Annotated in this window: 21 protein-coding genes; 5 read left to right on the top strand and 16 right to left on the bottom strand. The window is 63.4% G+C overall.

The window, feature by feature from the left end:
* Positions 1-89 precede the first annotated feature (89 nt).
* Entirely contained in the window at positions 90-1,778 is a 1,689-nt protein-coding gene (gene fadD2, locus AC07Y9_RS18900; protein WP_053262348.1) for a long-chain-fatty-acid--CoA ligase FadD2, read from the bottom strand.
* 224 nt (positions 1,779-2,002) lie between these two features.
* On the opposite strand from fadD2, the gene AC07Y9_RS18895 reads away from it, so the two are divergent.
* Positions 2,003-2,947, top strand: a complete 945-nt coding sequence (locus AC07Y9_RS18895) for an alpha/beta hydrolase (protein ID WP_102678980.1) — start codon at positions 2,003-2,005, stop codon at positions 2,945-2,947.
* A 52-nt stretch (positions 2,948-2,999) separates the two neighbouring features.
* Positions 3,000-3,470 (top strand): MaoC family dehydratase, encoded by a 471-nt coding sequence (locus AC07Y9_RS18890; protein ID WP_102678981.1) that lies wholly within the window; start codon positions 3,000-3,002, stop codon positions 3,468-3,470.
* A gap of 56 nt (positions 3,471-3,526) precedes the next feature.
* Here AC07Y9_RS18890 and AC07Y9_RS18885 read toward each other — a convergent pair whose 3' ends face one another.
* From AC07Y9_RS18885 to AC07Y9_RS18870, 4 genes are all read right to left on the bottom strand, one after another.
* Positions 3,527-4,390: an efflux RND transporter periplasmic adaptor subunit gene (locus tag AC07Y9_RS18885; protein WP_102678982.1), complete on the bottom strand. Its 864-nt coding sequence runs from the start codon at positions 4,388-4,390 to the stop codon at positions 3,527-3,529.
* Positions 4,391-4,400: 10 nt separating this feature from the next.
* The gene (locus tag AC07Y9_RS18880; RefSeq protein WP_007925079.1) at positions 4,401-4,607 is read right to left on the bottom strand and encodes a DUF1656 domain-containing protein; all 207 of its coding nucleotides are present in this window, start codon (positions 4,605-4,607) and stop codon (positions 4,401-4,403) included.
* A complete protein-coding gene (locus tag AC07Y9_RS18875) occupies positions 4,594-6,582 on the bottom strand; it encodes an FUSC family protein (protein WP_087090320.1) in 1,989 nt (662 codons plus the stop codon). Before AC07Y9_RS18875 ends, AC07Y9_RS18880 begins: the two co-directional genes overlap by 14 nt.
* A 156-nt stretch (positions 6,583-6,738) precedes the next feature.
* Positions 6,739-7,206 (bottom strand): ferritin-like domain-containing protein, encoded by a 468-nt coding sequence (locus AC07Y9_RS18870; RefSeq protein WP_087090318.1) that lies wholly within the window; start codon positions 7,204-7,206, stop codon positions 6,739-6,741.
* A 206-nt stretch (positions 7,207-7,412) separates the two neighbouring features.
* On the opposite strand from AC07Y9_RS18870, the gene AC07Y9_RS18865 reads away from it, so the two are divergent.
* Together AC07Y9_RS18865 and AC07Y9_RS18860 are read left to right on the top strand one after the other, a co-directional pair.
* Positions 7,413-7,649, top strand: coding sequence for a DUF3820 family protein (locus AC07Y9_RS18865; RefSeq protein ID WP_007925076.1), 237 nt, complete (start codon positions 7,413-7,415; stop codon positions 7,647-7,649).
* A gap of 12 nt (positions 7,650-7,661) precedes the next feature.
* Positions 7,662-8,849 carry an aminotransferase class V-fold PLP-dependent enzyme gene (locus AC07Y9_RS18860; RefSeq protein WP_102678983.1) on the top strand — a complete coding sequence of 396 codons (1,188 nt, stop codon included), beginning with the start codon at positions 7,662-7,664 and terminating at the stop codon, positions 8,847-8,849.
* Positions 8,850-9,135: 286 nt separating this feature from the next.
* Here AC07Y9_RS18860 and AC07Y9_RS18855 read toward each other — a convergent pair whose 3' ends face one another.
* From AC07Y9_RS18855 to zwf, 3 genes are read right to left on the bottom strand one after another with little or no spacing between them, the layout of a single operon-like run.
* Positions 9,136-9,801 carry a bifunctional 4-hydroxy-2-oxoglutarate aldolase/2-dehydro-3-deoxy-phosphogluconate aldolase gene (locus tag AC07Y9_RS18855; protein ID WP_007921959.1) on the bottom strand — a complete coding sequence of 222 codons (666 nt, stop codon included), beginning with the start codon at positions 9,799-9,801 and terminating at the stop codon, positions 9,136-9,138.
* Positions 9,802-9,818: 17 nt separating this feature from the next.
* Entirely contained in the window at positions 9,819-10,532 is a 714-nt protein-coding gene (gene pgl, locus AC07Y9_RS18850; protein ID WP_102678984.1) for a 6-phosphogluconolactonase, read from the bottom strand.
* Positions 10,519-11,988 (bottom strand): glucose-6-phosphate dehydrogenase, encoded by a 1,470-nt coding sequence (zwf, locus tag AC07Y9_RS18845; protein ID WP_007921955.1) that lies wholly within the window; start codon positions 11,986-11,988, stop codon positions 10,519-10,521. Before zwf ends, pgl begins: the two co-directional genes overlap by 14 nt.
* Positions 11,989-12,197: 209 nt before the next feature.
* On the opposite strand from zwf, the gene AC07Y9_RS18840 reads away from it, so the two are divergent.
* Complete coding sequence (locus tag AC07Y9_RS18840) at positions 12,198-13,058, top strand: MurR/RpiR family transcriptional regulator (protein ID WP_173613361.1); 861 nt, start codon at positions 12,198-12,200, stop codon at positions 13,056-13,058.
* Between the two features lie 103 nt (positions 13,059-13,161).
* Here AC07Y9_RS18840 and AC07Y9_RS18835 read toward each other — a convergent pair whose 3' ends face one another.
* The 8 genes from AC07Y9_RS18835 to AC07Y9_RS18800 form a co-directional block, all read right to left on the bottom strand.
* Complete coding sequence (locus tag AC07Y9_RS18835; protein WP_007921951.1) at positions 13,162-14,016, bottom strand: D-hexose-6-phosphate mutarotase; 855 nt, start codon at positions 14,014-14,016, stop codon at positions 13,162-13,164.
* Positions 14,017-14,402: 386 nt separating this feature from the next.
* Positions 14,403-15,752, bottom strand: coding sequence for a carbohydrate porin (locus tag AC07Y9_RS18830; RefSeq protein ID WP_009050403.1), 1,350 nt, complete (start codon positions 15,750-15,752; stop codon positions 14,403-14,405).
* A gap of 121 nt (positions 15,753-15,873) precedes the next feature.
* A complete protein-coding gene (locus tag AC07Y9_RS18825; RefSeq protein ID WP_102678985.1) occupies positions 15,874-17,034 on the bottom strand; it encodes an ABC transporter ATP-binding protein in 1,161 nt (386 codons plus the stop codon).
* A 3-nt stretch (positions 17,035-17,037) separates the two neighbouring features.
* Positions 17,038-17,883 (bottom strand): carbohydrate ABC transporter permease, encoded by an 846-nt coding sequence (locus tag AC07Y9_RS18820; RefSeq protein ID WP_007926331.1) that lies wholly within the window; start codon positions 17,881-17,883, stop codon positions 17,038-17,040.
* Entirely contained in the window at positions 17,876-18,784 is a 909-nt protein-coding gene (locus AC07Y9_RS18815; protein ID WP_007926330.1) for a carbohydrate ABC transporter permease, read from the bottom strand. Before AC07Y9_RS18815 ends, AC07Y9_RS18820 begins: the two co-directional genes overlap by 8 nt.
* A gap of 183 nt (positions 18,785-18,967) precedes the next feature.
* Entirely contained in the window at positions 18,968-20,275 is a 1,308-nt protein-coding gene (locus AC07Y9_RS18810; protein ID WP_007926323.1) for an ABC transporter substrate-binding protein, read from the bottom strand.
* Between the two features lie 118 nt (positions 20,276-20,393).
* Complete coding sequence (locus tag AC07Y9_RS18805; RefSeq protein WP_102678986.1) at positions 20,394-21,653, bottom strand: D-mannose isomerase; 1,260 nt, start codon at positions 21,651-21,653, stop codon at positions 20,394-20,396.
* Between the two features lie 199 nt (positions 21,654-21,852).
* Positions 21,853-23,280 (bottom strand): ATP-binding protein, encoded by a 1,428-nt coding sequence (locus AC07Y9_RS18800; protein ID WP_202949040.1) that lies wholly within the window; start codon positions 23,278-23,280, stop codon positions 21,853-21,855.
* Positions 23,281-23,286 lie beyond the last annotated feature (6 nt).

Genomic DNA, 23,286 nt, shown 5'->3' with positions numbered 1-23,286 from the left:
CTCCTACAGAAAATGTACGGTTCCCTGTAGGAGCGAGCTTGCTCGCGATAGCCGCGCTATAGCGCGGGACTGTTACATGCGGTGAAACATCAGGCGATGTCGCGCAACTCCCGGCGCAGGATCTTGCCTACCGGCGTCATCGGTAACGACTCACGCAACACGATGTGTTTCGGCACCTTGTAGCCAGTGAAGTTTTCCTTGCAGTAGGCCTTCAGCTCTTCGAGGCTGACCCCTGATTCGCGGGCCACCACGAACAGCTTCACCGCCTCCCCCGAACGTTCGTCCGGCACGCCGATCACCGCGCAGTTGGCGACTTTCGGGTGGGCCATCACCACGTCCTCGATTTCATTGGGGTACACGTTGAAACCCGAGACGATGATCATGTCCTTCTTGCGATCGACGATGCGCACGAAGCCATCCGGATCGATCACCGCGATATCGCCGGACTTGAACCAGCCCTCGGCATCCAGCACCTCCTCAGTGGCCTCCGGCTTCTGCCAGTAGCCTTTCATGATCTGCGGCCCCTTGATGCACAGTTCGCCGCGCTCGCCCAGCGGCTGCTCGACGCCCTCATCGTCGATGACCTTGAGGGTCGTGCCCGGCACCGGCAAGCCCACCGAGCCCAGGCGCGACTGGTCGCCGTAAGGGTTGGTGCAGGCCACGGGCGAGGTTTCGGTCAGGCCGTAGCCTTCGGTGATGCGGCAACCGGTCACCTGCGTCCAGCGCTCGGCGGTGGCCTTGACCAGCGCCGTGCCCCCGGAGTTGGTGAACTTGAGATTGGAGAAGTCGAGGGTCTTGAACTCGGGATGATCCATCAGCGCGGTGAACAGCGTGTTCAGCCCCAGCAGCGCCGAGAAGCGCCACTGCTTCAGCTCCTTGATGAAACCGCCGATGTCCCGCGGGTTGGTGATCAGCACGTTGTGGTTGCCGGTGACCATCATGCACATGCAGTTCGCGGTGAAGGCATAGATGTGGTACAGCGGCAACGGCGCGATCATCACCTCCTGGCCTTCGTGCAGCAGCGGATGGCCATCCGGGCCCCGTTGCTCGAGGCAGGCACGGACCTGCTGCATGTTGGCCACCAGGTTGCCGTGGGTCAGCATCGCACCCTTGGCCAGCCCGGTGGTGCCGCCGGTGTATTGCAGCACGGCGACGTCGTCCAGGCGGGCGTTCAAAGGCTTGATCGGCTGGCCACGGCCCAGGCGCAGCGCGCTCTTGAAGGAAACGGCCTGGGGCAAGCGATAGGCCGGCACCATCTTCTTGACCTTGTCGACCAGGGTATTGACCAGCCAGCCCTTGGCGGACGGCATCAGGTCGCCCATCTTCGCCTCGATCAGGAACTGGATATCGGTCTCGGGCAGCACTTGCTCGACCTTCTGCCCGAACAGGTTCATGTACACCAGGGCTCGCGCTCCGGAATCCTTGAACTGGTGGCGCATTTCCCGGGTGGTGTACAGCGGATTGGTGTTGACCACGATCAGCCCGGCGCGCAAGGCGCCGAACACGGCAATCGGGTAATGCAGGACATTGGGCATCTGCACCGCGATACGATCGCCCGGCACCAGGTCGGTGCTGCTCTGCAGATAACCGGCAAAGGCCGCGCTGTAGCGCTCCAGCTCGGCGTAGGTCATGGTCACGCCCATGTTGCTGAAGGCCGGGCGGTCGGCGAATTTCTTGCAGGAACGCTCGAACACCTCGATCACCGACTTGTAGGCACCCAGATCGATATCGGTGGGCACTCCGGCCGGGCGTTTGTCATTCCAGAAATCAGGCTGCATTGTTCTTGTCCTCGTTACCTGAGTTGTCCGGGCCGCTTCTCTGACGCTACGAAAGGCGGGGCTCTGCGGACGTTAGCAGCTATGAGGGATAGGGCAAATAAGGCCGGGTGCGTCATTGATAACGTGAATCTTGCCGCCATGGCGCGCGCGGATCGGACGGGGCCGCGACGATGAGCTATACAATGCAACGACCCCGTGCAAAGACCCCGTGCAAAGGAATCGCCATGATCCACCACTCTTTCTGGCTGACCGCGAGCGACCACAGCCAGCTCTACGTCAACCAGTGGCTCCCGGCGGCCCCGCTCAAGGCCGTGATCCTGCTGGCCCACGGCATGGCCGAACACAGCGGGCGCTACGCCAGGCTGGCACAGGCACTGTGCAATGAAGGCTACGGAGTCTATGCGCTGGACCTGCGCGGCCACGGCAAGACCGCCGAGCATGGGGTACTCGGGCACTTCGCCGACGATGACGGCTGGTGCAAGGTGGTTGGCGACCTGGCCAGCCTCAACCAGCACATTGGCCAGCAGCACCCGGGAATCCCGATCGTGCTGCTGGGCCACAGCATGGGCAGCTACATCGCCCAGGCCTACCTGCTGCACCACAGCGCCAGCCTCGACGGGGCGATCCTCAGCGGCTCGAATTTCCAGCCGGTGGCGCTGTACCGCGCGGCCCGCCAGATCGCCCGCTTCGAACGCTGGCGCCAGGGGCCCCTGGGACGCAGCGCGTTGATCGAATGGCTGTCCTTCGGCTCGTTCAACAAAGCCTTCAAACCCAACCGCACCGCCTTCGACTGGCTCAGCCGCGACCCCGACGAAGTCGACAAATACGCCCACGACCCGCTCTGCGGCTTTCGCTGCAGCAACCAGCTGTGGATCGACCTGCTGGGTGGCCTGCAGCAAATCAGCAAGGCCTCCAACCTGGCCCAGATCGATCCGGGCCTGCCATTGCTGGTGATCGGCGGAGAATGTGATCCGGTGAGCAATGGCATACGTCTCAAGGATCTGGCCGGTGCTCTGCGCGAGGCCGGCAGCCAGTGCCTGCAGCTCACTATCTACCCGCAGGCACGGCACGAATTGTTCAATGAAAGCAACCGCGACGAAGTGACTGCCGATGTACTGGCCTGGCTCGACCAGGCCCTGCGGCATCGCCGACCGCCGAAGACTGAATGACCCTGTTTCAAATCGATATACCAATCAACGCTCAGCACAGGACTTGAGAGAGATGACCCAGGTTACCAACACCCCGTACGAAGCCCTCGAAGTCGGCCAGACCGCCAGCTACAGCAAGCATGTGGAAGAGCGTGACATCCAACTGTTCGCCGCCATGTCCGGCGACCACAACCCGGTGCACCTGGACGCCGAATTCGCCGCCGCCAGCATGTTCAAGGAGCGTATCGCCCACGGCATGTTCAGCGGTGCGCTGATCAGCGCCGCGGTGGCCTGCGAGCTGCCTGGGCCGGGCACCATCTATATCGGCCAGCAGATGAGCTTCCAGAAGCCGGTGAAGATCGGCGACACCCTGACCGTGCGCCTGGAAATCCTCGAAAAACTGCCGAAGTTCCGCGTGCGTATCGCCACCCGCGTGTTCAACCAGCGCGATGAGCTGGTGGTGGACGGCGAAGCCGAAATCCTCGCCCCACGCAAACAACAGACCGTCACCCTGCCGACCTTGCCGGCCATCAAGATCGGCTGAGCCGCCCTGTAGCCGCTGGCGCAGCCTCGCAGGCTCGGCAGCGGCTACAGGCGGGATTAGCGCCCCCTCTCCTCCACCTGCACGCTCGCCGTCATCCCGGCGCTCAGGTTGACGCCTTCGGGCACCTTGTCGAGCCTGATGCGCACCGGAATCCGCTGCGCCAGGCGCACCCAGTTGAAGGTCGGTTCCACCTCCGCCAGCAGTTGCCCGTCCGGCGTGGCATTGCGGTCGGTGATGCCGCGGCTGATGCTTTCCACATGCCCCTGCAAGGCTTCTCCAGCGCTCATCAGCCACACCTTGACCGGGTCGCCGACCTTGATCCGCGGCAGTTTGGTTTCCTCGAAATAGGCCTGCACGTAGAAAGTCGAATCGTCGATCAGGGCCATCACCGATTGCCCGGCGTTCACATAGTTGCCTTCGGCCAGGCGCAGGTTGGTGATGTGCCCACTGCGCGGTGCGCGGACCTGGCTGCGTGCCAGGTTGAGTTCGGCGACCTTGGCGTCAGCCTGGGCCTGGCGCAGCTCGCCACGGGCCACCCCGGCATTGATCTGCGCGTTTTCCCGCAGCTCGGCGCTGATCGCCTGTGGGCCTAAGCTGGCCCGGCGGCTGGCTTCGTGCTCTTTCAGGCTGAGTTGCTGCTGGCGGGTCTGCACCACCGCCTGGGCCTTTTCCAGCGCCGCCTCGAAGCGGTCGCGGTCGATGCTCAGCAACAGGTCGCCGGCCTTCACCGCCTGGTTGTCATAGGCCTTGAGTTCACGCACCCAGCCCGACACATCGGGGGCGACTATCACCACGTCGGCGCGAATCCGCGCATCCCGGGTCCAGGGCGTGAGCATGTAGTACTGCCACAGATGAAAGCCGGCAAACAGCGCCGCAGCCACCAGGCACAAAGTAAAAGCGATACGCACGGAGGCACGCATGAACAACTCCTTATAAAGGTCCGAGTACGACAGTGACCAACGTCAGGACGCAGACGTACAAGGCCACATCGAACAGTGCTTCGTGCCAGATCCAGCGCCCCAGTGGCGTTGCGCGCAACAGCATGCGCAACACCCCGGTCAGCACCAGCGCCAGCACCACATAAATCAGAAACGGGCTGAGCAACACTCCGCCCAGCGACCACTCACGCAGCCCCATGGTTTTCCTCCTGCTGCCGGCACCAGGTGCGCCAGCTCTTCTGCAACTGCACCACCGCGCCCTGGGCCAGCTTCAACGCATCGCTCGGCGGTTGGCTGCCCAGGGCCTCGAGCAAGACCGTGCTGGCGTCGGCCAGCGCATCGCCGCGACCGGCGGCCGGCCCTTGTTCCAGCACCTGTTCCAGATGCTCGAAATAACTTCGCTGCGAAGCATCCGCGGGCACCTGGGCTACCGCCAGGCTCAACCGCAAATGCATCAGTTCATCGCCGATATCCAGGCCCAGCAGGCCATCGTCCCAGCGGCTGCGCGCCTGTTCCGGCAATTCCGGGTAATGCCGCGCCAGTTGCAGCAGGCGATCGGCCATGCGCCCGCCGAACCAGCTTTCCGCGCCGCGCAGATTGCGCCGGGTCAAGCGCACCAGATCCTGCAGCGTCGCCGCCAGCAGGCGCCGCCCATGCCAGGCCGGATCGCGCAGGATCAGCAGGTGAAACGCCAACACCGCGGCGCCTACGCCGAGCACCATCGCCTGGGCGCTGTTGAAGAAATTCGCCACGTCGAACGTCATCTGGTTCTGCGGTGAAATCAGCACCACGAAGTGCAGGCAGAACGAGGTGGCCGTAGCGCCGATCTGCGGTTTGGCCATACCCAGCGCGCCGAAAAACAACGGCACGCCCATGGCCATCGCCAGCAGGGCGAAACTGCTCCACTGCGGCAGCAGGATCTGCCCGACCATAAAGGCCGCCGGAATCGCCAGGAAGATGCCACGCATGAAACTCATGCCGATCTGCGCGCCGTTTTCGCGACTGGCGAACAGCCCGCACACCACGCAGGTCAGCAGCATCGCCCCGGAGGCCGCCGGCCAGGCCGTGGCCAGCCAGAAGCAGGCCACGGTGAGGAAAGCCAGGGCGCTGCGCGCGCCAAACAGCAGCGCCAGCGACAGATCGCGATGGGGGCTCAGGGTGGCGGGCTGCTCCACCGGTGCCTTGCCCTCCTCCACCGCCCGCAGCGCCTCGCCGGCGGCCAGGGCGGTATCCAGCAACAGGGTGAAACGGGCCAGGCAATAGCTTTGCGCCGAGCTGATCGCCGAGTCATGGGAAGCGTCCAGCAACTGCGGTCGCAACGCCTGCAAGGTCGGTTTGTCCATGGCCGCCAGGGCTTGCTGCACTTGCTCCATCCACGGCGCCAGCTGCTGCGCCTCGGCCTGGTCCAATTGCTTCCATTGCCGGCGTACCGAACGGGAGATCCGCAGCAGCATCAGCAGCTTCTGGCTCAGGCCGCTGATCGCCCGCGCCCGCTGCCGCCCCGACGGACCTTCGAACCAGGCATGTTCGCGCTGGGAGTCCACGGCGACGATGCGCCCGAGGATTTCCAGCAGGCCCTTGCGCGCCAGGGCATCGCCGGCCAGGGTCGCCCGCGCCGCCTGCATCCCGCTTTGCCAGGCGCTGCGCGCCTGGGCGGTCAACTGCCGCTCGACCCGCATCGGCCAGAGCAAGGCACTGCTGGCGGTGGCGCAGATAATGCCCAGGGAAATTTCCGTGCAGCGCGCCACGGCCTGGTCGAAGATCGACAACGGATGGGAGATCGCTGGCAAGGCGATGATCGCCACGGTGTAGCCGGCCAGCACGAAGGAATAGGACCAGGCGCTGCGCAGCAGGGTCGAACTGGCGGTGCACAGCCCCAGCCACAGCGCCAGGGCCAGCAGGAACAGCCACGGTGTCTGGGCGAACAGCCCCATGAACAGCACCGACATGCAGGTTCCCACCAAAGTCCCCACCAGCCGTGCCATGCCCTTTTGCAGGACCATCCCGGACAGCGGCTGGGCGACGATGATCGCCGTCATCAGGGCCCAGGACGGCTGCTGCAGGCCCCAACGCATGGCCAGCCACAACGCCAGCCCGGCACCGAACACGGTCTTGATCGCGAACTGCACGGCCGCAAGATTGGGGGCGAACAACGCCTGCAAAGTGATACGCACGGAAAGAACCCTGGGAAGGACAAAACAACGATAGATGCACTGGAGCGAGAGATGACGCCCGCAAATTATTAGCTAGCTAACTATCAGTCGTCCAGCATTAATTTCAAGGCACAAAAAAACGCCAGGCAGGCTGGCGTTTTTGACAGGTTTGACCCGTTATGAACGGGCGCGGGCCTGGTTGCGCAAGGCTTTGACCTGATCGTGGTTGCGCTGTACGCCATGGTACTGACGCTCCACCAGGTCACGAATGCCGATCAGGTTGTGTTTGCTGATTTTCTCCAGCGCATCCTTGTAGGCTTTCAGCGCATGGTCTTCACCGCGCTCGGCCTCGTTGAGCACCGCTTCTTCGTCCTTGCCGGTCACTAGGGACTTGAGGTCGACCCAACGACGGTGCAGGTCGCCACTGACGCTGGTGGAGGTCTGCGGATCGCCGCCCATGGAACGCACGCTGGCTTGCAATTCGGCCGCGGCGGTGGCGCAATCGGCGGAGCGCTTGACGAACAGCGCTTTGAGCTCAGGATGCTTGATGTCTTCTGCGCAGGTCTTGAACCCCTCCTGACCATCCTTACTGGTTTCGATCAGGTCGTTGAGGATCGAAATCGCTTCTTTGTTGATGTCAGTCATTTTTTCATTCCTTCCAGGTTGAGGGAGTTGTCATAGGTGTTGCACCCTGCATGCCAGTCCTGGAATGAAAATTTTTCCATTATTTTTCAAGTAGTTAAGTTTTTTACCGCTTTCTGTATCCGCGTTATTTGCATGATCTGTCATTTGGCCTGCATGCAGAATGCCTGTATTTTCCAAGGTGTTCGTCCCCTCAACAGACAGCCGCCATGAATCCCGAAAAACTTGAACTTCTGGTCACCCGCGAAATGCCCTACGGCAAGTACAAGGGCCGCATCCTCGCCGACCTGCCCGGCCCCTACCTGAACTGGTTCGCCCGCGAAGGTTTCCCCCACGGCGAGCTGGGCGGCCTGCTGGCCTTGATGCAGGAAATCGATCACAACGGCCTTTCCGATCTACTGGACCCGCTGCGCGCCAAACACGGCAAACCCAAACCCCGTCATTGAACAGAGCCCGCCATGCCAAGCAATGCCCAACTCGCTCGGGACGAAGACTATTGGCGGGCCATTGCCCGGCGGTATGACGTCGAACCCGGGCCGATCAACCTGGAAAACGGCTATTTCGGGCGCATGAGCCGCGCCGTGGTCGAGGAATACCAGCGCCAGATCGACTTCGTGAACCGCAGCAACTCGGTGCATGTGCGCCAGCATTTCGAACAGATCGGCAATTTGCAGATTCGACAGCAATTGGCCGAACTGGTTGGCGTCGACCGCCAGGCCATCGCCCTCACCCGCAGCGCTTCGGAGGCGCTGCAATCGCTGATTCGCAACTACAACCGCCTCCAGCCGGGCGATCAGGTGCTGCTCAGCGACCTGGAATACGACAGCGTCAAGGGTGCCATGCGCTGGCTGGCGCGCCATCGCGGGGTCGAGGTCATCGAGATCGAGCATGCTCATCCGGCGAGTTTCGACAGCCTGCTGGGCAGCTATCGCGAGGCCTTCGAGCGCTACCCTCGGCTGAAACTGATGGCCCTGACCCACGTCACCCACCGCACCGGGCTGGTACTGCCGGTCCAGGCCATCGCCCTGGATGCCCGCGAACGGGGAATCGACGTCATCCTCGACGGCGCCCACGCCCTGGCCCAGGTCGATTTCCAGCTCAGTGAACTGGGCGTGGCGTTCGCCGGCTATAACCTGCAGAAGTGGATTGGCGCGCCGCTGAGCCTGGGTTTTGTCTATATCGACCCGCAACGCCTGGCCGATATCGATCCGGACATGGGCGAGCAACGTTATGCCCTGGACGATATCCGCTCACGGGCGCCTTATGGCACGCCGAACATTCCGGCCTGGCTGACCTTGCCCCGGGTGTTCGAGGAGCACCGCGGCATGGGCGGCTCGGCCCTCAAGGGCGCACGCCTGAATTACCTGCGCGACCTGTGGGTGAGCCAGGTGCGCGACCTGCCCGGCATTGAAGTCATGACCCCGGACGATCCACGGCTGTATTGCGGCATCACCTCGTTTCGCTTCACCCGCCAGCCGGACCAGCAGGCGATGGCCGAGCGGCTGCTCCAGGAATACAACCTGTTCACCGTGGCGCGCAGCGGTTCGCGTTGCGGGCCCTGTATCCGGGTGACACCGGGCTTTACCACGCCGAGCACGGATATTCAGCGGCTGGTCGAGGCATTGACCGAACTGGCGGCCCAGTAACCTGTAGCCGCTGCCGCAGGCTGCGACAGGTCCGAAGGACCTTCTGCGATCCAGATGACGCTACGGCCTTTCGGCCGATCGCAGCCTGCGGCAGCGGCTACAGACAGTAGCGACCATTCAGATCGCGTTGTCCGCCCCGGCGTCATCGCGAACAAGCTGCGCTCCTACAGAAGACCCGGCGTCGCCAGGCAGCTTTTCTCCAGGCAAAAAAAAACGGTGCACCGACCAAGCGCACCGTAAAGCCGTAGAACACACCAACGAATCTTTGAAAAAAGCAGGAAAGCTGTCAGTCCAGCAGCGCCAGGGCCTCGGCCGTGCACTCCTGGATCCGCGCCCAGTCGCCGTTCTTGATCCACTCGGGATCGAGCATCCAGCTACCGCCGACGCACATCACGTTCTTCAACGCCATGTAGCTCTTGATATTGGCCGGGCCGACACCGCCGGTCGGGCAGAATTTCACTTCGCCGAACGGGCCACCCAGTGCCTTGATCGCAGCCACGCCGCCGCTGACTTCCGCCGGGAACAGCTTGAAGCGGCGATAGCCCAGGCTGTAACCCTCCATGATCCCGGAGGCATTGCTGATCCCCGGCAACAGCGGGATCGGGCTGGCAACACTGGCTTCCAGCAGGTCGCGGGTAATGCCCGGGGTGACGATGAACTGCGAACCGGCGGCTTCGGCGGCGGCCAGCATCTGCCGATCGAGCACGGTTCCGGCACCGGTCACCAGCTCCGGACGCTGCTCGCGCAGGATCTGGATGGCCTTGAGGCCGAACTGCGAGCGCAGGGTCACTTCCAGCGCGGTCAGGCCACCGGCGGCCAGGGCGTCGGCCAGGGGCAGCACGTCCTGTTCGCGGGCGATGGTGATCACCGGCAGAATCCGCGCCTTGGCGCAGAGGCTGTCGATCAGGGCAACTTTGTCCGCCATGGAAACGGTCGGTTGTGGGATTGTCATAGCGGCTGATCCTTGGCTCATGGGCACCAGTAAATCTCTAACGGAGGTTGCAGGAAGGCACGAATCGGCATCGCGGCGACATCGTCACCGGCCAGTGCGGCACTCAGGGTGGTCAATTTGGATTGACCGGAAATCGACAGCACGCTGTAGGTGGCCGAGGCCAGCAAGGCGCGGCTCATGCTCAGGCGCTGATGCGGCACGCTCGGCGCCAGCATCGGCCAGCAGCGTCGCTGGCCGTCGGCCCGCAGGGCTTCGGTCAGGTTCGGGCTGTTGGGGAACAGCGAGGCGGTGTGACCGTCGTCGCCCATGCCCAGGATCAGCACGTCGATGGCCGACAACTCGGCCAGCAGACGATCGGCCTGCACCGCGGCCTGTTCGAGGTTCGCCGCGGCGTTGTACAGGCTGAGGAACTTCGCCTTGGCCGCCGGCCCTTGCAGCAGGTAGCGCTTGAGCAGGCCGGCGTTGCTGTCGGCATGTTCGACCGGCACCCAGCGCTCGTCCGCCAGGGTGATCAACACCTTGGACCAGTCCAGGTGCTGCTTGGCCAGGTGCTGGAAAAACGCCACCGGGCTGCGCCCGCCGGACACCACCAGGGTGGCTTCGCCGCGCACCTGGATCGCCTGGCTCAGTTGCCCGGCCACCTTCAGCGCCAGGCCTTCGGCCAGCAGCGCCGGGCTGTGGAACTCGTGGGCATGCACGCCCGCGGGCAGTTTCAATTTAAATATCGCCATACCATGACCTCCCGTCCCGCGTGATCAGTGCGATGGAGCTCATCGGCCCCCACGACCCGGCCGCATACGGCTTGGGCGCATCGCCGGATTTCTTCCACCCGGCGATCAGCTGGTCACACCACTTCCACGCGGCTTCGATTTCATCTTTGCGGACAAACAGGTTCTGGTTGCCACGCATCACTTCCAACAACAACCGCTCGTAGGCATCGGGAATCCGCGCGCTGCGATAGGTATCGGAAAAATTCAGCTGCAACGGGCCGCTGCGCAGTTGCATGCCCTTGTCCAGGCCTTGTTCCTTGGTCATCACTCGCAGGGAGATACCTTCGTCCGGCTGCAGGCGGATGATCAGCTTGTTGCTGATCTGCAGGCGCTGCTCGGGGGCGAAGATGTAGTGCGACGGCTCCTTGAAGTGAATGACGATCTGCGACAGCTTCTGCGGCATGCGCTTGCCGGTACGTAGGTAGAACGGCACCCCGGCCCAGCGCCAGTTGCGGATATCGGCCCGCAGGGCGACGAAGGTTTCGGTGTCGCTCTGGGTGTTGGAATTCTCTTCCTCCAGATACCCCGGCACGGCCTTGCCTTCGCTGTGCCCGGCGATGTATTGGCCACGCACCACCTGGGTGGTCAGGCCTTCCGGGCTGATCGGCGCCAGGGCCTTGAGCACCTTGACCTTCTCATCACGGATGCTGTCGGCCGAGAGGTCGGCGGGCGGGTCCATGGCGATCAGGCAGAGCAGTTGCAGCAGGTGGTTCTGGATCATGTCCCGCAGCTGGCCGGCCTTGTCGAAGTAACCCCAGCGGCCTTCGATGCCGACCTTCTCGGCCACGGTGATTTCCACGTGGGAGATGTAGTTCTGGTTCCACTGGGTCTCGAACAAGCTGTTGGCGAAACGCAGGGCGATCAGGTTCTGCACCGTCTCCTTGCCCAGGTAGTGGTCGATGCGATAGATGCGGTTCTCCGGGAAGAACTGCGCCACCGCGTCGTTGACCTTGCGCGACGACTCCAGGTCCGAACCGATGGGCTTTTCCAGCACCACGCGGGTGTTTTCCGCCAGGCCGGCCTTCGACAGGTTCTCGCAGATCGCCCCGTACACCGCCGCCGGCGTGGCGAAATAGGCGATCAGGCGTTGCTCGCGCCCGGCCAGCTCGGCCAGGGCCTGGTAATCCTCGGCCTTGAGGAAGTCCACGTGCAGGTAGGTCAGGCGCGCCAGGAAACGCTCCAGCACTGCCGCGTCGATCTCCTTGGCACCTACATACTTGCGCAATTGCGCTTCAATGAAAGACAGGTGCTGCTGTTCGCTGCCCGGCTCGCGGGCCAGGGCCAGAATGCGCGTGTCGTCATGCAGCAGGCCGGCGCCATCGAGTTGGTAGAGGGCAGGAAACAATTTGCGAAGCGCCAGATCGCCCAGCGCGCCGAACAAGGCAAAGGTGCACGGTTCAACCGTTATCGAAGGCATGATGTTTGTTCTTTTATCAAGTTAAGCTACAAATACCTTTTTTCAAGGCATCACTCAAGGGAAAATGTAGTAATAACCACAACATTTTAGCAAAATATAGATTCGAAGTGGTGGTCCGTCGGAGCCATCAGTAGGATAGGCCACCGCCAAAGACCGGCTAAGACCGGCTTCCTTTGCATTGCCGAACCAGGAAAACCCTAATGGACCGCGTGCGAAATCTTCTGGAACAGATCCAGAATCGCCTTGAAGAATTGAACAAGGCGGAACGTAAAGTCGCCGAAGTCATCCTGCTCAACCCACAGCAGGCGACCCGCTTCAGTATTGCTGCCCTCGCCCAGGCCGCTTCGGTCAGCGAGCCGACGGTCAACCGTTTCTGCCGCTCGTTCGGCGTCAGCGGCTACCCCGAACTCAAGCTGCAACTGGCCCAGAGCCTGGCCAGCGGCGCGGCCTATGTCAGCCGCGCGGTGGAAGCCGACGACAACCCCGAAGCCTACACCCAGAAAATCTTCGGCAGCGCCATCGCCTCCCTGGACAGCGCCTGCCAGGCCCTGGACCCGAACCTGATCAGCCGCGCCGTCGACCTGCTGATCCAGGCCCGGCAGATCCACTTCTTTGGCCTCGGCGCCTCGGCCCCGGTGGCCCTCGATGCCCAGCACAAGTTCTTCCGCTTCAACCTGGCGGTGACCGCCCATGCCGATGTGCTGATGCAGCGGATGATCGCCTCGGTGGCGCACACCGGCGAGCTGTTCGTGATCATCTCCTACACCGGGCGCACCCGCGAGCTGGTGGAAGTGGCGCGCATCGCCCGGGAAAACGGCGCCTCGGTGCTCGGCCTGACCGCCGCCGACTCGCCACTGGCCAAGGCCAGCACCCTGAGCCTGAACATCCCGCTGCCGGAAGACACCGACATCTACATGCCGATGACCTCGCGGATCATCCAGCTCACCGTGCTCGACGTCCTCGCCACCGGCATGACCCTGCGCCGCGGCGTGGACTTCCAGCCGCACCTGCGCAAGATCAAGGAAAGCCTCAACGCCAGCCGCTATCCGGTGGGCGACGAGTACAACTGAGTTTCGCCTGGCCGCTCCTACAGGAACACATCGAACTGTAGGAGCGGCCGGTCGACGCTCGATTGCCCGCGATGACGGCAGCAGCCATGCCGCCAACCCGCCACTACGCCCCCGCCCGCGCCTGCAGGCTCAGATGCGCCCGCTCCCCCGGCGCCAGGCACAGGCTGTCGGTGCCGCCCGCCGCCGCCTCGACGCAGACAAACCCGGACACCTCGTTCCAGCTCACCCCCAGCAGCGGCCGGCTGCCCGGATGCCAGACCACGGTGTCGGCGGTGTCGCCGGTGTCGATGCGCAATTCGCGCTGCCAGGCGTGATCCTTGAGCTGCAATTCGCCCTCGTGCTGGAACACCCGCTGGCAGCCGCCATCGACCCGTAGCTCGCCTGTTTGCCGACACGCCTGGCGGCTCAACTGGTCGTAACCCTCGGCGCCATCAAGCCCAGACAGCGCTACCTCACCGACGTCACCAATACGCCAGTAGGCGTGCAAAGCCTGGCTCAGCTGGCACGGCAGGCTGTCCTGGTGCTCGGTGCTCAGGCGCAGGTCCAGGCTTTCGCCCAGGTGCGCGTGCAGGTCGACCTGCCAGTCGCACAGCTGCAACTGCCAGTGCAGGTACACGCCCTCGTCATCGCTGCGGCTATCGAGCAGCTTCCAGTCGATCAGCCGGGCCCAGCCATGGGACGGCCAGGCGTTTTCGCTCGGGTGACGGCCGTACCAGGGCCAGCACACCGGCACCCCGCCACGGATCGCCCCGACCTGCGGCCACTTCGCCGCGCACCACAGCCAGGGCTTCTGCCCGGTCGGCTGAAAGTGCAGGAGCTGCGCGCCCTGGCGACTGAACACCGCCTGGCACAGCGGATGGTCGATCACCAGCACATCGCGCATCTGATAGCGCTCCCAGGCGAAGGTCGGGCGCTCGCGCAAGGATTTGAAAAAGCGTTGTAGCGGATGCTCATGCATGGGCCACGGTCCTGAAGATCATTGCTGTCCTGATAGTCATCATGCTGCGCAAGCTCCTGTAGCCGCTGCCGCAGGCTGCGATCGGCCGGAACGGCCGTAGCGTCCTCAAGATCGCTGAAGGCCTGCGGCCTTATCGCAGCCTGCGGCAGCGGCTACAGGGAACGGGTTCGTCCCCAAAAAAAAGCGGATAGCCAAGGCCATCCGCAAAAATGCGCACATAGAGGAGGAGCTTATCGCAACAGCGTTAAGCTCTGTACGAAAAGTGGCTGCGCTCGGTCATGCTGCGTTAAAAACAGGCTCGGAATGCTCATTTAGGCCCCTAAACTCCGCTTCCTCGCCTGTTTTTGCCTTGCCTGACCTTCGCTCGCCGACTTTTCGTACAGACCTTAGAACACCGACTGAATTTTCAGGCCGGCCACCAGGGCGTTGTCGACTTCATCCACACCGCCTGGATGGGTGATGTACTGCAGGTTGGGACGCACGGTCAGCCAGTTGGTGACATGGAAGCCGTAGTTGATTTCGTAGTTGTACTCAGTCTCGCGGATCGGCGAGAACAGCGGATCGTCGTAGTTGCTGACGCCGTTGGTGTCATTGAGCAACTGGGCGTTTTTCTTCACGTCGTCGTTGACATGGATACGGGCGAAACCAATGCCGACGTCATCCTTCGGACGTGCGTCGAACGGGCCCTTGTACACCAGCATCAGCGACTGGTAGTTGTCGATGAAGTTGGTGTCCTTGTCGTGGAACGTGGCGTTGGCCGCGATGTTCAGACCGCGGGTCGCATCGCCGTTGTGGGTGGTGAGTTGCTGCTGCCCGACGAACCAGTAGCCGTGCTTGCTGCTGTGCACGCGATAGCTGTCGCGGGTGACCGCGGCGTCCTGGCCATTGACGTCCTCGCGCACGTCGCTGGCATCGGCGGTGCTCTTGTAGTAACCGACGCGGTATTCGCCCGGCAGGTTGTTGACCTTCGGCGACCAGACCAGCTCGACCGGCAGGACAGTGCCCTTGGTACCGCTGCCGCTGAGCTTGAAGCCGTTGCCGTGTTCCAGTTGCGACGGGTTCTGGTTGTACGCGCCGATCTGCGCGTACAGCTCAGGGGTGATGTGGTACTTCACCCGCAGTGCCGCCTGGCTGACCGGCCAGTTGTACCAGATGTTGGTCGCCCAGTTGCCCACCTGGGAGCCGCAGAACGCCAGGTTCTGGAAGTCGCAGGGGAAGGTGTTGAAGTCTTCGCCTTCGCCGAAGTAACCGGCCTTGACGTCGAGCTTGCCGTCGAGGAACTGGTGCTGGATCCACAATTGGGTCAGACGCACCATGTGGCCACGGCCGTAGACTTCCTGGGAGGAACTCAGGGTGCCGGCACGCGGGTCGCCGATACGGTCGTTGGAGATGTTCTGGCCGTTACGGTTGGTCAGCTGGATCTTCGCCTGGGTGTTGTCCCAGCCCCAGAGTTTTTCCAGGTCCAGGGCCACGCCCAGGCCAAACTGGTCGCTGTAGCGCCCGGTCTTGTCGTCGTTGTAGCCGCCGTGCAGGTTGGCGCCCATTTCGCCAACGTAATCGGCCTTGATGTCGATCCCTTTCTCGAGCAGCTTGGTCCGCTCGCCACCCCAGTCGCCGGTCATCCATTTCGAATCGGCGCTGAACGCTTCGTCAGCGTGCGCGCTACCGGCCAGGGTCATTGCCGCAATCGCTGACAACTGGCAGATCAAGCGTGCATTGGTGCTCTTCTTTTTCATCCCTACATCCTCGTCTTTATTGTTATTAACTGTTTTTCTCTAACGCGGTTTACACCTGATGCGACAGATGACAGGCCATCCGCCGCGCATTCGGTATGTCCTTGCTCCAATAACGCGGGCTTCAACGCCCCTTGAACTGCGCCACGTTGCTGGCGTGGGTTTCGGCCTGCGCAGGGGCCGCAACACCCAGGCGCTCGCCACTCTTGGCATCGAACAGCAGAACCTTGGCCGGATCGAATTGCAGGGTCAGGGTTTCGCCGACCTGCGGCGCCACATCCGGCGCCAGGCGGCAGCAGACCTTGGTGCCGTTGAGGTTGACGAACACCAGGGTGTCGGGACCGGTCGGCTCGGTGACCTGGACCTCGGCGCGCAGGGTCGGCAGGCCGTTGCCCTCGCCGTTCGCCAGGCTGATCTGCTCCGGACGAATGCCGAGGATCACTTCCCGGTCTTCCAGGCCGGCGTCCTGCATGCCCAAAGGCAGCTCGCAACGGGCCTGGCCGCTGTCCAGCAGGGCCAGCAGGCGGCCGTCCTTGCGCTGCAGGCGCAGGGGGATGAAGTTCATCGGCGGCGAGCCGATGAAGCTGGCCACGAACAGGTTGGCCGGGTCGTTGTAGATCTGTTTCGGGGTACCGAACTGCTGGATGATGCCGTCCTTCATCACCGCCACCTTGTCGCCCAGGGTCATGGCTTCGATCTGGTCGTGGGTGACGTAGACCGTGGTGGTTTTCAGGCGCTGGTGCATCAGTTTCATTTCGGTGCGCATCTCGACCCGCAGCTTGGCGTCGAGGTTGGACAGCGGTTCGTCGAACAGGTAGATCTTCGGCCGCCGCGCCAGGGCCCGGCCCATGGCCACGCGCTGTTGCTGGCCGCCGGACAGCTGGCCGGGCTTGCGGCTGAGCAGGTGTTCGATCTGCAGCAGCTTGGCCACCCGCGCCACTTCCTCGTCGATCTCGGCGGCCGGCATCTTGCGGATCTTCAGGCCGAAGGCGATGTTGTCGCGCACGCTCATGGTCGGGTACAGCGCGTAGGACTGGAACACCATGGCGATGTCGCGGTCTTTCGGGCTCATGCCGCTGATGTCGGCGTCGTCCACCAGGATCGCCCCGCCGCTGATGTTTTCCAGGCCGGCGATGCAGTTCATCAGGGTGGATTTGCCGCAGCCCGAGGGCCCCACGAGAATCAGGAACTCACCGTCATCGATCTTCAGTTCGATGTTCTTCAGGGTGTCCGGCAAGCCGCTGCCATAGGTCTTGTTGACGTTGCGTAATTCGAGAGTTGCCATCTTTTACCCCTTGACCGCGCCGGACGTCAGCCCACGCAGGAAATACTTGCCAGCGAATATGTAGACCAGCAGTGTCGGCAGCCCGGCGATCATCGCCGCCGCCATATCAACGTTGTATTCCTTGGTCCCGGTGCTGGTGTTGACCAGGTTGTTCAAGGCCACGGTGATCGGTTGCGCATCGCCGCTGGCGAACACCACGCCGAACAGGAAATCGTTCCAGATCTGGGTGAACTGCCAGATCAGGCAGACCATGACGATCGGCACCGACATCGGCAGCAGGATCTTGCCGAAGATGGTGAAGAAGCCCGCGCCGTCCAGGCGCGCGGCCTTGACCAGGGCATCCGGGATGCTCACGTAGTAGTTGCGGAAGAACAACGTGGTGAACGCCAGCCCGTAGACCACGTGCACCAGCACCAGGCCGCTGGTGGTGTTGGCCAGGCCGAACTTGCCGAGGGTGAAGGACGCCGGCAGCAGCACGGTCTGGAACGGCAGGAAGCAGCCGAACAGCAGCAGGCCGAAGAACAGCTGCGAACCACGGAAGCGCCACATCGACAGCACGTAGCCGTTCATGGCACCGACGAAGGTCGAGATGATCACCGCCGGCACGGTGATCTTCACCGAGTTCCAGAAGTAGCCGCCCACGGTGTCCCAGGCCTTGATCCAGCCGATGCCGTCGATCACGGCCGGCCAGCTCAGCAGGTTGCCGGTGCGGATGTCTTCCGGGGTCTTGAAGCTGGTGAGCAGCATCACCACCAGCGGCACCAGGTACACCGCCGCGGCCAGCAGCAGGGTGGCGTAGATGGCGATGCGGCTGAAGTTCAGCGCAGGTTTTCCGAGCTGGTTAGTCATGGCGTTTGCCTCGCAGTTCGGAGTACAGGTACGGCACCAGGATGGTCAGCACCGCGCCCAGCATCAGCATGGCGCTGGCCGAACCTATGCCCATCTGCCCACGGCTGAAGGTGAAGGAATACATGAACATCGCTGGCAGGTCGGACGAATAGCCAGGGCCGCCGGCGGTCATTGCCGCCACCAGGTCGAAGCTCTTGATCGCGATGTGCGCGAGGATCATGAAGGCGCTGAAGAACACTGGGCGCAGGCTCGGCAGGACGATCTTCAGGTAGATGGTCGGCAGGCTCGCGCCATCGACCTGGGCGGCGCGGATGATCGACTGGTCGACGCCGCGCAAGCCGGCGAGGAACATCGCCATGACAAAGCCGGAGGCCTGCCACACGGCGGCGATCACCAGGCAGTACACCACGCGGTCCTGATCCACCAGCCAGTCCAGGCGGAAGCCTTCCCAGCCCCAGTCACGCAGCATCTTGTCCAGGCCCAGGCCAGGGTTGAGCAGCCACTTCCAGGCGGTGCCGGTGACGATCATCGACAGCGCCATCGGGTACAGGTAGACGGTGCGGATAAAGCCTTCCCTGCGGATGCGCTGGTCCAGCAGCACCGCCAGGAACACGCCGAGCACCAGGCTGATGCCGATGAACATGCCGCCGAACAGCGCCAGGTTCTTGCTCGCCACCCACCAGCGGTCGTTGTCCATCAGGCGCATGTATTGCTGCAGGCCGACCCACTTGTAGCTCGGCATGAAGCTGGAATTGGTGAAGGACAGAATGAACGTCCAGATGATGTAACCGTAAAAACCGACCAGGACGATCAGCATGCTTGGCGCCAGGACCAACTTGGGGAGCCAGCGCTGCAGCGCGTCGAACGGTGAGGCTTTGCTGAAAACCGCCACAGAGCTCATCGGGATAATCCAATTGAAGAAGTGAGGTCCGACACGCCCCCTGTAGGAGCGAGCTTGCTCGCGATAGCGATCCGACTGCCGACACCTCTGTCGAATGTCATGCAGTCATCGCGAGCAAGCTTGCTCCTACAGGGGAAAGAGCCGTCAGATAAATCGCCGCAGGCAGGCCTGCGGCATTCGGAGTTACTGAGCAGCCTTGACCGCCGACGCCAGCTGCGCACTGGCCTTGGCCGGGTCCGCGTCCTTGTCGTTCATGAAGTTGGTCACCACATCGAAGATCGCGCCCTGCACGGCCAGGGAGGTGGCCATGTTGTGCGCCATGCTCGGTTGCAGGCCGCCGGTCTTGTCATCGGCCAGGAAGTCCTTGGCCGCCGCCTGGGCGCAGGAGTCGAAGCCTTGCGCGGCCATGTCGTTGAGCATGTCGGTGCGCACCGGGATCGAACCCTTGTTGATGCTGAAGACCTTCTGGAAGTCCTTGCCCAGGGCGACCTTGGCCAGGTCCTGCTGCGCGGCGATATCGCCCTTGCGATCGGCCTTGAGCTTGAACACCGCCAGGGAGTCGATGTTGTAGGTGAAGGCTTTGTCGGTGCCCGGGAAGGCCACGCACTGGTAGTCCTTGCCGGCGACTTTCTTCGCCGCGGTCCACTCGCTCTTGGCCCAGTCGCCCATCATCTGCATGCCGGCCTTGCCGTTGATGACGTCGGCGGCAGCGATGTTCCAGTCACGCCCGGCGCGGTTCGGGTCCATGTAGCCGGTGACTTTCTTCAGCTCGGTGAAGGCCTTGGTCATCTCCGGGCCGGCGAGGGTCTTCTGGTCCAGGTCGACCAGGGCTTTCTTGTAGCCATCGGCGCCCATGACCGAGAGCACCACGTCTTCGAACACGGTGCTGTCCTGCCATGGCTGGCCGCCGTGGGCCAGGGCGATGAAGCCGGCGGCCTTGAGCTTGTCGCCGGCGGCATAGAATTCTTCGAGGGTGGTCGGGGCCTTGTCGATCCCGGCCTTCTTGAAGACTTCCGGGTTGATCCACAGCCAGTTGACGCGGTGGATGTTCACCGGCACGGCGACATAATCACCTTCGTACTTCACGGTGTCGGAGACTTTCTTGGAAAGCAGACCGTCCCAGTTTTCCGACTTGGCCACGTCTTTCAGCGCGTCGGTGCTGAGCAGGCCGGTGCTGCCCCACTCCTGGATGTCCGGGCCCTTGATCTGGGCAACGCCCGGCGGGTTGCCGGACACGGCGCGGCTTTTCAGCACGGTCATGGCCGTGGCACCGCCACCGCCGGCGACTGCGCCGTCTTTCCAGGTGAAACCGTCTTTTTCGACTTGGGCCTTGAGCACATCGACCGCCGCTTTTTCACCGCCGGAAGTCCACCAATGGACGACTTCCACGGAACCTTTGGCATCGGCGGCAACGGAAACGAGAGGGAACGCACTGAGGGGAAACAACGAGGCAACGGAAATGACAGCAGCTAGACGAGAAATCGCATTCATCTGAGGTGTACCTTTCTTGTTGTTATGCATGCAAGTCTGGTGCTTGCGCTGCATAGGATTCTAAACAGGGGACCCACCCGCACAGGTAACGAAGGGATGCGCGAATGTCACCACATGGTTACACAATGCCCAGTCTAGACACTTCGGCCAAGGCCGATGCCATGCTCGGTGCCAGGGGCAGGCGCGGAATCAGCACCGCCTGCCAGGCGTGATACAGGTCCGGCTTGCCGGCCCAGATCTCGGCGCTGGGCCTGTTGCTGCTGTCCAGCTCGTGGTGCCAGCTGCCGTGCAGCGGGTCGATGAAGTGCTCGGCAGTGAACTCCCAGAAGCGCCGATACCAGGTTTCGTACTGCGCCTCCCCGGTGCGTTGCAGCAAGGCACTGGCCGCCGCCGCGGCCTCGGCGTGGGTCCAGTGCAAGCGCTGGCGCACCACGGGGCGCTGCTGCCAGTCCAGGGTGTAGACGATGCCCGGCGCGCCATCGACGTCCCAGGCGTCACGGCAGGCGTTCTCGAAGAGTTTCTGGGCATCCAGCAGCAGCCAGCCGGGGCTGAGCATGCCGGCCTGGCAGCGCGCGGCTTCCAGGTGCAGCAGCAGGCGGGCCCACTCGAAGGCGTGCCCGGGGGTGGTGCCATAGGGGCGGAAACCGTCGGCCGGATGTTCCTGGTTGTAATCCGGCAGCGGCTGCCACTGCCGGTCGAAATGCTCGATGACCCGGTAATCACCGGCGGCGGCATGCTCATGGATGACCCGCTCGACAATGTGCAGGGCACGGTTGAGCCAGCGCGGGTCCTGGGTGACATCGGCCAGGGCGAGGAACGCCTCGGTGGCGTGCATGTTGCTGTTGGCGCCGCGATAGGCCTCCTCGCCGCTCCAGTCACGGTTGAAGGACTCGCGCATCGCGCCCTCCTCCTCGCTCCAGAAATGCGTTTCGATGACCCGGATCGCCTCCGCCAGCAAGGCCTCGGCGCCGGGGCGCGCGGCCACCACCGCGGAACTCGCCGCCAGGGCGACGAAGGCATGCAGGTAGGCGGCCTTGCCGCTATTGCCGTCGCCCTGTCCAGGGCTGGCGAACCAGCCGCCGTACTGGCCATCGTGCAGCGCACCGTTGAGCGCGGCGATGCCGTGGTCCACCAGCGCGGCGTAGCCGGGAATGCCCTGGATATGGGCCATGGCGAAACTGTGGGTCATGCGCGCGGTGTTCATGGTGCCGGCGCGGGCACCGCTCGGCAGGCGCCCGCGCTCGTCCAGGTCGCCGAAGCCTTCGGGCAGCCGTGCCGCGCGGGCGAACCCCAGCAGGCGCTGGCCTTCGGCGGCCAGCCATTGATGATGGACAGGAGCGTTCAGCCAGCTGCTGAACGTCAGTGGAATACTGTTCATGGCGAACCTGTTGTTGTTCTTATCAAGGCCTTGAGTCTAAACAACGGGTTCGCGCGGGCAGGTAACGAAGGTCACAGGAAATGTCACCAAGCCGTGACAAACACCTTGATTCCGTAGGAGCGAAGCTTGCTCGCGATAAAGGACAACGCGTCGTGTCAGATACGACGCTTCGCGGGCAAGCCTCGCTCCTACAGAGGCATCAATCCATGGAGCGCGGCAGGTACAGGGTTACGCGCAAACCGCCTTCGCGCAGGTTCTGCAGGCTGACCTCGCCGCCATGGCTGTGGGCGATGTTGCGCGCGATGCCCAGGCCCAGGCCGTAGCCCTGCTGCTGGCCGGACAGGCGAAAGTGCGGCTCGAACACCTGCTCCAGGCGCTGCTCCGGCACGCCCGGGCCTTCGTCGTCGACATGCAGGATGAACGCATTGGCATCGTCGTCGATGTGCAGGTGGGCGTTCTGCCCGTACTTCAGCGCGTTGTCGATCAGGTTGCCCATGCAGCGCTTGAGCGCCAGGGGCTTGCCCGGATAAGGCGCCAGCGCCCGCCCCTGCTGGGTCACGCGGCCGTTGCCGTTGGGCGCCAGGTAAGGCTCCACCAGGCAGTCGAGCACCTGGTTGAGGTCCACCGGCTCGATGTTCTCGTGGATATCGGTGTCCTTGACGCATTGCAGCGCGCCCTTGACCAGCAACTCCAGCTCATCCAGGTCGCGGCCGAACTTGGTTTGCAACTGCTCGTCCTCCAGCAGTTCGACCCGCAGCCGCAGCCGGGTGATGGGCGTGCGCAGGTCGTGGGAAATCGCACTGAACAACTGGCTGCGTTCGGTCAGGTAACGGCTGATGCGCTCGCGCATGGCATTGAAGGCCCGGCCGACTTCCACCACTTCGCTACCGCCGCCTTCGGCCACCGGCTGCACATCGGCGCCCAGGGACATGTCCCGCGCGGCCCGCGCCAGGCGCTTGAGCGGCCGGCTCTGCCAATGCACCAGCAGGCCGATGAACAGCAGCAGGAAACCGCTGGTGAGCACGATGAACCACACCTGCTGCGCCGGCAGCCCCTGCTCTTCGAGGCTGGTGTAGGGCTCGGGCAACAGTGAGGCGATGTACAGCCACTCCCCCGGCGCCATCTGGATCTGGGTGACCAGCACCGGCGGGTTCACCGGTTCCAGGGTCAGGGCGTAGTGGGCCCAGGAACGCGGCAACTCATCGAGTTTCAAGCCGCCGTTGAAAATCCGCAGGTCCTCGGGGCTGACGAAGGTCACCGAGATGTAGGCGTCGTTACCCAGGGATTGGCGCAGCACTTCCTCCACCGCCTTGAGCACCGCCTGCTTGCGTGGCGTGATGGGCAGCACTTCCATGCCCAGCGGCTTGTCGTTGAGGGTCACGACAAAACGGGTGCCGCCCATGCTGCGCAACTGGTCGAGCACCAGCGGCCGGTACGCCACCGGCAGCGAGCGAAAGTAGCTGACGCTGGCGGTCATCGAATGGGCCAGGCTGCGGGCGCTGGTGACCAGGCCTTCGAGCTGGGTGGCGCGCAATTGCGACACCCAGATCACGCTGGACAAGGTTTGCGCGAACAACACCGCCAGCAGCGTCAGCAGCAACATCCGGCCCAGCAGCGAACGCGGCACCGGCAC

This window comes from Pseudomonas sp. GW456-L12, assembly GCF_059424045.1.
This window is presented reverse-complemented; position numbering and strand designations above follow the sequence as displayed.

What these genes read in the sequence shown, in the direction of transcription:
- AC07Y9_RS18805 (WP_102678986.1), bottom strand. Translation starts at nt 21,653, where the DNA reads ATGAACAGTATTCCACTGACGTTCAGCAGCTGGCTGAACGCTCCTGTC.
- AC07Y9_RS18855 (WP_007921959.1), bottom strand. Translation starts at nt 9,801, where the DNA reads ATGACAATCCCACAACCGACCGTTTCCATGGCGGACAAAGTTGCCCTG.
- fadD2 (WP_053262348.1), bottom strand. Translation starts at nt 1,778, where the DNA reads ATGCAGCCTGATTTCTGGAATGACAAACGCCCGGCCGGAGTGCCCACC.
- AC07Y9_RS18895 (WP_102678980.1), top strand. Translation starts at nt 2,003, where the DNA reads ATGATCCACCACTCTTTCTGGCTGACCGCGAGCGACCACAGCCAGCTC.
- AC07Y9_RS18835 (WP_007921951.1), bottom strand. Translation starts at nt 14,016, where the DNA reads ATGCATGAGCATCCGCTACAACGCTTTTTCAAATCCTTGCGCGAGCGC.
- pgl (WP_102678984.1), bottom strand. Translation starts at nt 10,532, where the DNA reads ATGGCGATATTTAAATTGAAACTGCCCGCGGGCGTGCATGCCCACGAG.
- AC07Y9_RS18885 (WP_102678982.1), bottom strand. Translation starts at nt 4,390, where the DNA reads ATGCGTGCCTCCGTGCGTATCGCTTTTACTTTGTGCCTGGTGGCTGCG.
- AC07Y9_RS18865 (WP_007925076.1), top strand. Translation starts at nt 7,413, where the DNA reads ATGAATCCCGAAAAACTTGAACTTCTGGTCACCCGCGAAATGCCCTAC.
- AC07Y9_RS18880 (WP_007925079.1), bottom strand. Translation starts at nt 4,607, where the DNA reads ATGGGGCTGCGTGAGTGGTCGCTGGGCGGAGTGTTGCTCAGCCCGTTT.
- AC07Y9_RS18890 (WP_102678981.1), top strand. Translation starts at nt 3,000, where the DNA reads ATGACCCAGGTTACCAACACCCCGTACGAAGCCCTCGAAGTCGGCCAG.
- AC07Y9_RS18810 (WP_007926323.1), bottom strand. Translation starts at nt 20,275, where the DNA reads ATGAATGCGATTTCTCGTCTAGCTGCTGTCATTTCCGTTGCCTCGTTG.
- AC07Y9_RS18825 (WP_102678985.1), bottom strand. Translation starts at nt 17,034, where the DNA reads ATGGCAACTCTCGAATTACGCAACGTCAACAAGACCTATGGCAGCGGC.
- AC07Y9_RS18830 (WP_009050403.1), bottom strand. Translation starts at nt 15,752, where the DNA reads ATGAAAAAGAAGAGCACCAATGCACGCTTGATCTGCCAGTTGTCAGCG.
- AC07Y9_RS18870 (WP_087090318.1), bottom strand. Translation starts at nt 7,206, where the DNA reads ATGACTGACATCAACAAAGAAGCGATTTCGATCCTCAACGACCTGATC.
- AC07Y9_RS18820 (WP_007926331.1), bottom strand. Translation starts at nt 17,883, where the DNA reads ATGACTAACCAGCTCGGAAAACCTGCGCTGAACTTCAGCCGCATCGCC.
- zwf (WP_007921955.1), bottom strand. Translation starts at nt 11,988, where the DNA reads ATGCCTTCGATAACGGTTGAACCGTGCACCTTTGCCTTGTTCGGCGCG.
- AC07Y9_RS18815 (WP_007926330.1), bottom strand. Translation starts at nt 18,784, where the DNA reads ATGAGCTCTGTGGCGGTTTTCAGCAAAGCCTCACCGTTCGACGCGCTG.
- AC07Y9_RS18860 (WP_102678983.1), top strand. Translation starts at nt 7,662, where the DNA reads ATGCCAAGCAATGCCCAACTCGCTCGGGACGAAGACTATTGGCGGGCC.